2 protein-coding genes are annotated in these 2710 nt (G+C 68.9%); one reads left to right on the top strand and one right to left on the bottom strand.

Annotation, left to right across the window (positions count from 1 at the left end; translation table 11 throughout):
• Positions 1-35: 35 nt before the first annotated feature.
• Entirely contained in the window at positions 36-2117 is a 2082-nt protein-coding gene (locus AC27VN_RS38250) for an ATP-dependent helicase (RefSeq protein WP_093353807.1), read from the bottom strand.
• A 185-nt stretch (positions 2118-2302) separates the two neighbouring features.
• Here AC27VN_RS38250 and AC27VN_RS38255 point away from each other — a divergent pair.
• The coding region (locus tag AC27VN_RS38255) for an AEC family transporter (RefSeq protein WP_490880033.1) at positions 2303-2710 on the top strand (408 nt) is incomplete at its 3' end.

Consider the following 2710-nt stretch of genomic DNA (forward strand, 5'->3'; position numbering starts at 1 on the left):
GAGGGCCGCGAGGGCCAGGCCTCGAGCGAGGCGCTTCATGGCGCGGCCGACGAAGCCGCCGCGGCGGCCGCGCCTTCCTGGGCCTTGCGCGCGAACTCGGCGCGCAGCGCCTTGAGCTTCTCGCGCGGGTCCTCGCGCGTGGTGCTCTTGTCGAGCGCCATCTCGGCGATGAAGCGGCTGGGCTGCGCGAGCACCATCTCGCGGCCCTTCTTGCGGCGCTTGGTCCAGCTCACCGCGAGGCTGCGCTGCGCGCGCGTGATGCCCACGTACATCAGCCGGCGCTCCTCCTGCAGCCGCTCGAGCGTGCTCTCGCTGACCTGCTGCTGGCGGCCGTCGTCGTCGTCGAGCTTGAAGGGCAGCAGGCCCTCGTTGCAACCGATCAGCATCACGTGCGGCCACTCGAGGCCCTTGGAGGCGTGCAGCGTGGACAGCGTGACCACGTTCTGGTCCTGCTCGCGCTCGCTGATGGTCGACAGCAGCGAGATCGTCTGCGCCACCTCGAGCAGGCTCTTGGGCTCGCTGGTGTTGTTGACCCCGGCCGCGTCGTCGAGCTCGCCGCCGCAGCGCTGCGCCATCCAGTCGCAGAACTCCATCACGTTGGTCCAGCGCGAGGCCGCGGCCTGCTCGCTGTCCTCGCCGTCGTAGATGTGCTTCTCGTACTCGATCTCCTTGAGCCAGGTGTCGAGGAAGGCCCGCGCGTTCTCGGCGCCCATGGTCTGGCGCGCGCGGTATTCGAGGTCGTTGATGTAGCGGCCGAACTCGTGCAGGCTTTCGAGCGCGCGCTTGGGCATCACGCTGGGCAGCGAGGAGGAGAACAGCGCCTCGAACAGGCTCAGCTTGTACTGGCTGCCGAAGGTGCCCAGCGCCGCCAGCGTGGTGTGGCCGATGCCGCGCTTGGGCGTGGTGATGGCGCGCAGGAACGCGGGATCGTCGTCGTTGTTGACCCACAGGCGGAACCAGCCGCAGAGGTCCTTGATCTCGGCGCGGTCGAAGAAGCTCTGGCCGCCCGAGACCTTGTAGGGCACCTGTGCGCGCCGCAGCGCCTGCTCGAACACGCGCGCCTGGTGGTTGGCGCGGTAGAGGATCGCGAAGTCGCGGAACTCCTTGTGGCTCGAGGTCTCGCGCAGGCTCACGAGGCGCGCCACCGTGCGCTCGGCCTCGTGCATCTCGCTGTCGCAGTCGACCACGCGCACCGGCTCGCCTTCGCCGAGTTCGGAGAACAGCGTCTTCGGGAACAGCTTGGGATTGGGGCCGATCACGTTGTTGGCCGCGCGCAGGATGGCGCTGGTCGAGCGGTAGTTCTGCTCGAGCTTGATGACCTTGAGCGTGGGGTAGTCGACCGGCAGCTTGCGCAGGTTGTCGAGCGTGGCGCCGCGCCAGCCGTAGATCGACTGGTCGTCGTCGCCCACCGCGGTGAAGTGGCCGCGCGTGCCCGACAGCGCCTTGAGCACCTCGTACTGGGTGGCGTTGGTGTCCTGGTATTCGTCGACCAGGATGTGGCCCAGCGTGGACTGCCACTTGCTGCGCACCTCCTCGAAGTCGCGCAGCAGCTTGAGCGGCATGCCGATCAGGTCGTCGAAGTCCACGCTCTGGTAGGCAGTCAGGCGTTCCTCGTAGCGCGCCATGATGGTGGCCGTGATGCGCTCGTTGTCGTCGGCCGCGATGGCCTCGGCCTGGGCCGCGTTCAGGCCCATGTTCTTCCACTTGCTGATGGTCCACTGCCAGATGCGCGCGGTCGCCAGGTCGCTGGTGCCGCCCGCGTCCTTGAGGATCTTGGTCACGTCGTCGGCATCGAGGATGCTGAACTGCGACTTCAGGCCCAGCACCGCGCCGTCCTCGCGCATCATGCGCACGCCCAGCGCGTGGAAGGTGCAGATCACCACCTTCTTGGCATCGCGCCCGATCAGCCCCTTGGCGCGCTCGCGCATCTCGGCCGCCGCCTTGTTGGTGAAGGTGATGGCCGCGATCCGCTTGGGCTCGAGCCCGGCCTGGATCAGGCGCGCGATCTTGTGCGTGATCACCCGCGTCTTGCCCGAGCCCGCGCCCGCCAGCACGAGGCAGGGGCCGTGCATGTAGTTGACCGCTTCTTGTTGCGCGAGGTTGAGACCGTGGGACATGGAAAGGGGGAGGGGAGCCGGCAGGGGCCGCAGGGCGCGGCGGGCGCGAAAGCGGGCAATGATACGGGGGCCGCAGGGGCCGCGGCGTCGGCCGATACCGCGATGTGGGAAGCGCGGTAAACGCACCGTAAAGGGGCATCGGCAGGCTGCTGCGAAGGGCCGGGGCCGGCGGCGACAATCGAGCCGTGCTGCCCGTCTTTCTCGTTACCTTTCCCTTCTTCGCGTTGATCGCCGCCGGCTACGGCGCCGCCCGTGCCCGCATCCTCCCGCTCGATGCGATCCCCGGCCTCAACACCTTCGTCCTCTACTTCGCGCTGCCCTGCATGCTGCTGCGCTTCGGCGCCGGCACGCCGATCGGGCAACTGCTCGACGGCAGCGTCGCGCTGGTCTGGGGCCTGAGCGCGCTGGCGGTGGTGGGCGGCGTGGTGGCGTTCACGCGCAATGCGCGCATCGGCTGGAACGACGCCGCCTTCGGCGCGCTGGTGGCGGCCTTCCCGAACACCGGCTTCATGGGCGTGCCGCTGCTGGTGGCCATCCTCGGCGCGCAGGCGGCCGGGCCGATGATCATCACCATCGCCTTCGACCTCGTGGTC

Source organism: Variovorax sp. 20P10.2.4 (assembly GCF_058244205.1).